General features: G+C 71.9%; 6 protein-coding genes. 2 read left to right on the plus strand and 4 right to left on the minus strand.

Features of this window, described 5'->3' with window-relative positions; all coding sequences use genetic code 11:
• Nucleotides 1-36: 36 nt before the first annotated feature.
• Genes rsmD through VGD32_RS05555 form a run of 3 tightly spaced genes read right to left on the minus strand, consistent with a single transcriptional unit; the run spans nt 37 to nt 2,275 of the window.
• Complete coding sequence (rsmD, locus tag VGD32_RS05545) at nt 37-612, minus strand: 16S rRNA (guanine(966)-N(2))-methyltransferase RsmD (RefSeq protein WP_331030908.1); 576 nt, start codon at nt 610-612, stop codon at nt 37-39.
• A 42-nt stretch (nt 613-654) separates the two neighbouring features.
• A complete protein-coding gene (locus VGD32_RS05550; protein WP_331030909.1) occupies nt 655-1,278 on the minus strand; it encodes a lysophospholipid acyltransferase family protein in 624 nt (207 codons plus the stop codon).
• Nucleotides 1,279-1,309: 31 nt separating this feature from the next.
• Nucleotides 1,310-2,275, minus strand: a complete 966-nt coding sequence (locus tag VGD32_RS05555; RefSeq protein ID WP_331030910.1) for a phosphatidate cytidylyltransferase — start codon at nt 2,273-2,275, stop codon at nt 1,310-1,312.
• A 39-nt stretch (nt 2,276-2,314) separates the two neighbouring features.
• On the opposite strand from VGD32_RS05555, the gene VGD32_RS05560 reads away from it, so the two are divergent.
• Complete coding sequence (locus tag VGD32_RS05560; protein WP_331030911.1) at nt 2,315-2,704, plus strand: hypothetical protein; 390 nt, start codon at nt 2,315-2,317, stop codon at nt 2,702-2,704.
• A complete protein-coding gene (locus tag VGD32_RS05565) occupies nt 2,701-3,354 on the plus strand; it encodes a CDP-alcohol phosphatidyltransferase family protein (protein WP_331030912.1) in 654 nt (217 codons plus the stop codon). Before VGD32_RS05560 ends, VGD32_RS05565 begins: the two co-directional genes overlap by 4 nt.
• Nucleotides 3,355-3,356: 2 nt before the next feature.
• On the opposite strand, the gene VGD32_RS05570 is transcribed toward VGD32_RS05565, so the two are convergent.
• Nucleotides 3,357-4,910, minus strand: a complete 1,554-nt coding sequence (locus VGD32_RS05570) for a pseudouridine synthase (protein WP_331030913.1) — start codon at nt 4,908-4,910, stop codon at nt 3,357-3,359.
• Between the last annotated feature and the right edge of the window lie 64 nt (nt 4,911-4,974).

Consider the following 4,974-nt stretch of genomic DNA (forward strand, 5'->3'; position numbering starts at 1 on the left):
CTGGCGCGCCTGCGCAGCCAGCTCGACAACCGGGTCTCAGCGCGCCGCTGGTGACGCCCTGAGGAACAGGACGCGCGCGGCGCCATAGTCGCGCGCGTCCAGCCGGTCGTAGCCGGGCGTGTCGATCTCCGGCTCGTCCGAGCCCCGCTCGAACACCACCACCGCCCCGGGCTTGAGCCAGTTCCCCTCCAGCAGCCGGACCAGCGTCTGCTCGCCCAGCCCCTTGCGGTACGGCGGGTCCAGAAACGCCAGGTCGAAGGCCTCGCCGTCGGAGCCCGGCCGCACCCCCAGGTCCGTGGCGCTGCGCCGGTGCACCCGCGTGCGCCCCATGACCCCATAGGCGTCGGCGTTCTCGCGGATCGCGCCCCGCGCGTCCTCATCGGTCTCGACGAACAGGCAGAAGGCCGCGCCCCGGCTGATCGCCTCGAAGCCCAACGCCCCCGACCCGGCATAGACGTCCATCACCCGTGCGCCGTCCAGCGGCTCGGCCCACGCGGCGTGCTCCAGCACGTTGAACACGGCCTGGCGGGCGCGGTCGGACGTCGGGCGCGTGCCCTGCCCCTCCGGCGCGACGATGTTGCGCCCCTTCAGGCTGCCGGCGACGATCCTCATGGGCGCTCCATCAGCGGGATTGGCGCCGCCGTCAACCGGACTTCAGTTGGCCCAGCGCTGCGGCGGGGCCTCGGCGGCCAGGGCGTCGAGCCGGTCCCGCAGCTCGGCCATGAACTCGCTCCTCGAGCCGCTCCACAGCAACGGCTCGCCGACCAGCGCCGTGCAGTTCATCGGCACCGGGGCCACCGCCCCCTTGGGCAGCACCCGCCCGGCGCCCTCGATCCACACCGGGATCACCGGCGCCTCCGGGAAGGCCTCAGCCAGCCGCGCCACGCCGGCCTTCAGCGGAGCCAGGGTTCCGTCCTTGCTCCGTGTGCCCTCGGGAAAGACCAGGATGATCTCGCCCCGCTCCAGCGCCGCCCGCGCCGGGGCCAGCACGTCCTCGCCCCGCGCCACGGACCGCGAGATGGGCGCGATGCCGATGATCCGGCGCGAGAACCAGCTGATCGCCGGATTGGCGAGGAAATAGTCCGCCGCCGCCACCGGCCGCACCTTGTGCAGCAGCCGCGCGGGAAAAAGGCTCAGCAGCATGAAGGCGTCCATGTGGCTGTTGTGGTTGGCCACGACGATCGCCGGCCCGCCCTTCGGCAGCCGTTCCGGATTGCACACGTCCATGCCCGTCATGAAGCGCACGAGCGGGCGCGCGATCAGCGTAAGGAACAGCATCCGCGTCGGCCCGAACGGCCGCGCCGCCCGGTCAGTATTTGTCGAGGGCATAATAGGCCATCAGGTGAAAATAGAGCGGCGCGGTGAAAGTCAGGCTGTCGATCCGGTCCAGCAGACCCCCATGCCCCGGGATCAGCCGGCTGGTGTCCTTGACGCCCAGATCGCGCTTGACCGCGCTCATGGTCACGTCGCCGGCGAAACCCGCCACCGGTAGCAGCAGGGCGAGGATCAGCACCGGATAGCCGGTCATCGGCGTGAACACCGGGACCAGCAGCCAGATCAGGGCCCCGGTCAGAATCCAGCCGCCGATGAAACCCTCCCACGTCTTGTTCGGGCTGACCGTGGGGGTGATCTTGCGGCGTCCCAACAGCTTGCCGCAGCAGTACTGCAGCACGTCGTTGGCCTCGGTGGCGACCAGCAGCAGGAACACCAGGCCCGCCGCCCCGGCCGCCCCGCCCTCGTCCCCGGTCCGCATCAGCAGGGGGATGACGCCGAGATTGTAGACGCAGACGATCACCGCCCAGGTGATGGTCGCCACCGTCGCCAGATAGGCCTTGGTCTGCCCGCCGATGGCCATCAGGAACGGAATGGCGAGGAAGAACCACACCGGAATGGCCACCAGATAGACGCCGTACCAGCCCGCCGCCACCAGACCGAACGACAGCGGAACCGACAGATAGGCGAACAGCACCACCAGCCGGTCCTCGCGCCGCAGCGGGGCCAGCGACAGGAATTCCCTCAATGCGATGAAGGCGATGGCTGCGAACAGCAGGGTCACCGCGATCCAGCCGAGCGCCAGCGAACCGGCCAGAAGGGCGATCATGACCCACCACGACCACACCCTGAGGCGCAGCTCGCGCCAGTCTCCGGCGGGTTTCAGCACCGGCAGGATCAGCACCAGGGCCGAGGCGAGCAGCAGCACGGCGAACACGGCGCCGAAGCCCCACAGCAGTGGCGGCCGCACCTGGTCGAGTCCCGCTGTCACCGCCTCGATCATGGCCTAGAGTGCCTTCTGGAATCGCTACCGGGGGGCAGTATGGCGCAGTTGGCCGAAAACACGCATCCCTTGCGCTCGACGGCCCTGCACGTGGCCTTCGCCTTCGTCGCCATGGGCGGCTGGGCGGCCTTCGCCAACCGGGGTCACGGACCCGAAGCGATGCTGCCGGCTTTCGCCGTCCAGGGCGCGCTGTCGGCCCTGATCACCCTGGTGATGAAGCGTGGCCTTGAAGCGGGCCATGCCCGGCTGACCGGCCTGCCGGCCCGCCTGCTCCCGCCCCTGATCAGCTGCACGGCCATCGGGGCGCTGCTGTTCGCCGTCCATGGCCTCGCCGGCACGCCCGAGGTGATCCGCACCATCGCCGTGCCGTGGACGGTCTCGACCCTGTACGCCTTCGTCTACGTCGCCAGCCTGGAGCGCGTCCGATGACCGACAGCCGCAGACCCCTGAAGTCCCGCGGCGCGGGCTGGGCCCGGGCCTTGGCCGCCGGCCTGGCGCGGGCCGGCGCCCGCCCCGACCTGATCTCGGCCTCCAGCGTGGTCTTCGCCATCGCCGGCGCGGCGGCCTTCTGGCTGTCGGCCGAGGCCGCGGGCTGGCTCCGATCCGTCCTGCTGGTCGCCGCCGGCGCCTGCATCCAGCTCAGGCTGCTCGCCAATCTGCTGGACGGCATGGTGGCGGTCGAGCACGGCCGGGGCGGCCCCCTCGGTCCGGTCTGGAACGAGGTTCCCGACCGCATCGCCGACGCCCTGTTCCTCGTCGGCGCCGGCTACGCCCTGCGCCACGTCAGCCCCGACCTCGGCCCCCTGCTCGGCTGGCTGGCGGCCGTGCTGGCCGTTCTGACCGCCTACATCCGCGAACTCGGCCGGGCGCTCGGCTACGAGGCCGACTTCGCCGGACCGGGGGCCAAGCCGCACCGCATGGCCGCCCTGACCGCCGGCTGCCTGCTGGCGGCGGCCGAGCCGCTGTGGCGGGCCGGGCCGCCGATGCTGTTGCTGACGCTCGGTCTGATCGTCGCCCTCGCGGCCGTCACGGTCGTGCGGCGCACGATGCGGCTGGCGACGCGGCTGCGCGCGGCCTGAGCCTAGGGCTTGCGGGGCCCGCGCGGGCTGCCCCGGCCGCCAGCGGGACCGGCCCCGGGACGCGGGGGCCGCGATCCTCCGGGCGGATTGCTCCGCGTGCCGCCGCCGCGCTTGAAGCCGCCGGTCGGCCCTTCGCCGCGTGGCGCCGGGGCTCCCTCGCGTGGCTTGAACGGCCGCTTCGGTCGATCGCCGTCCGCCGCCGGCTTGCCGCCGAACGACCGCCCGGCTTCGGAGCGCGGTCCGGTCCGGGGCTTGTCGATGAACTGGTCCTCGCGCGGCTTGAACGCGCGTTTGGGCCGATCGCCGCCGGCGGCGGCCTCCCCATCCGGACGGGCGCGCGGCTTGAACTCCCGTTTCGGATGCTCGAACTTCGGCGAGGCCTTGGCCCAGCCGGGCTTCTTCTGCGGACGGGCGGCGCGCTCGGCCGCGGCCTCCGCGGCCGCGCCGGCGGCGCGGACCCGGCTCGGCTTGCGCGACGGGTCCGAGATGGCCGAACCCGAGCTTCCCTTGACGATCGGCGTCGAAATGCGTCGCCCCGGAATCGGCGCCGGCGTCGCCACCGTATTGCCGGTCGGCAGGTTCTCGGGCCGGATATGTTCGGCCAGCAGTTCGCGGATCACGCGGGGCCCCACCTCCTCGACCGATCCCGTCGGCAGCGTGCCCAGCTGGAACGGCCCGTAGGCCAGGCGGATCAGCCGGTTCACGGTCAGGCCGAGGTGCTCCAGCACCTTGCGCACCTCGCGGTTCTTGCCCTCGGTGATCGAGACGCTGATCCACAGGTTGGCCGACTGCTTTTCGTCGTCGCCGCCCTTGGCCTTGTCCAGGGTCGCCTCGATCGGACCGTAGCGCACGCCGTCCACGGTGACGCCGTCCTTCAGCGTGTCCAGCTGCGACTGGGTCACCCGCCCACGCGCGCGGGCCCGGTACTGACGCACCAGCTCCGTCGACGGCAGTTCCAGCGCCCGGCTCAGTTCGCCGTCGTTGGTCAGCAGCAGCAGCCCCTCGGTGTTGAGGTCCAGCCGCCCGACCGAGATCACCCGCGGCAGGCCGCTCGGCAGGGCGTCGAACACCGTCGGCCGCCCGGCCGGGTCGGTGTGCGAGGTCAGCAGGCCCGCCGGCTTGTGATAGCGCCATACCCGCGTCGCCTGGGCCGAGCCGATCGGCTTGCCGTCGACGGTGATGACGTCGTCGCGCGTCACCAGCGTCGCGGGCGTGTCGAGGATCTTGCCGTTCACCGCCACCTTGCCGAGACCGATCAGCCGTTCGACCTCGCGGCGCGAGGCGATGCCCGCCCGGGCCATGGCCTTGGCGATGCGTTCGCTGCGTTTGGGTCCCTCATCCGCCTTGGCGGCGCCCTTTCCATCCTTGTTGAAAGGCTTGCCGCCCGCCCCGCCGGAAGACTTGCCCGCGGGCTTGCCGAAGGATTTGCCCCCCCTGGGGGGGCCTCGATCGTCCGCGCCCTCGGCGCGCTTGACGTACGGTTTGCGGGGGCCGTCGCGGTCGCCGTCTTGACGCGGGCGCGGCTTCTTGTCGTTGTCTCGGGGATGGCTGGCCATGATGAGCGGTTCATGCACATGGCCTTGGCCTGTGCGCAAGCGGCGGCGGACGCGGGAGAGACTC

Origin of the sequence: Brevundimonas sp. (assembly GCF_036402095.1) — a bacterium.
Classification (GTDB): Bacteria; Pseudomonadota; Alphaproteobacteria; order Caulobacterales; family Caulobacteraceae; genus Brevundimonas.

Bases quoted from the DNA above. Each gene is read 5' to 3' on its own strand.
- rsmD (WP_331030908.1), bottom strand. From the start codon at position 612: ATGAGGATCGTCGCCGGCAGCCTGAAGGGGCGCAACATCGTCGCGCCG.
- VGD32_RS05550 (WP_331030909.1), bottom strand. From the start codon at position 1,278: ATGCTGTTCCTTACGCTGATCGCGCGCCCGCTCGTGCGCTTCATGACG.
- VGD32_RS05555 (WP_331030910.1), bottom strand. From the start codon at position 2,275: ATGATCGAGGCGGTGACAGCGGGACTCGACCAGGTGCGGCCGCCACTG.
- VGD32_RS05560 (WP_331030911.1), top strand. From the start codon at position 2,315: ATGGCGCAGTTGGCCGAAAACACGCATCCCTTGCGCTCGACGGCCCTG.
- VGD32_RS05565 (WP_331030912.1), top strand. From the start codon at position 2,701: ATGACCGACAGCCGCAGACCCCTGAAGTCCCGCGGCGCGGGCTGGGCC.
- VGD32_RS05570 (WP_331030913.1), bottom strand. From the start codon at position 4,910: ATGGCCAGCCATCCCCGAGACAACGACAAGAAGCCGCGCCCGCGTCAA.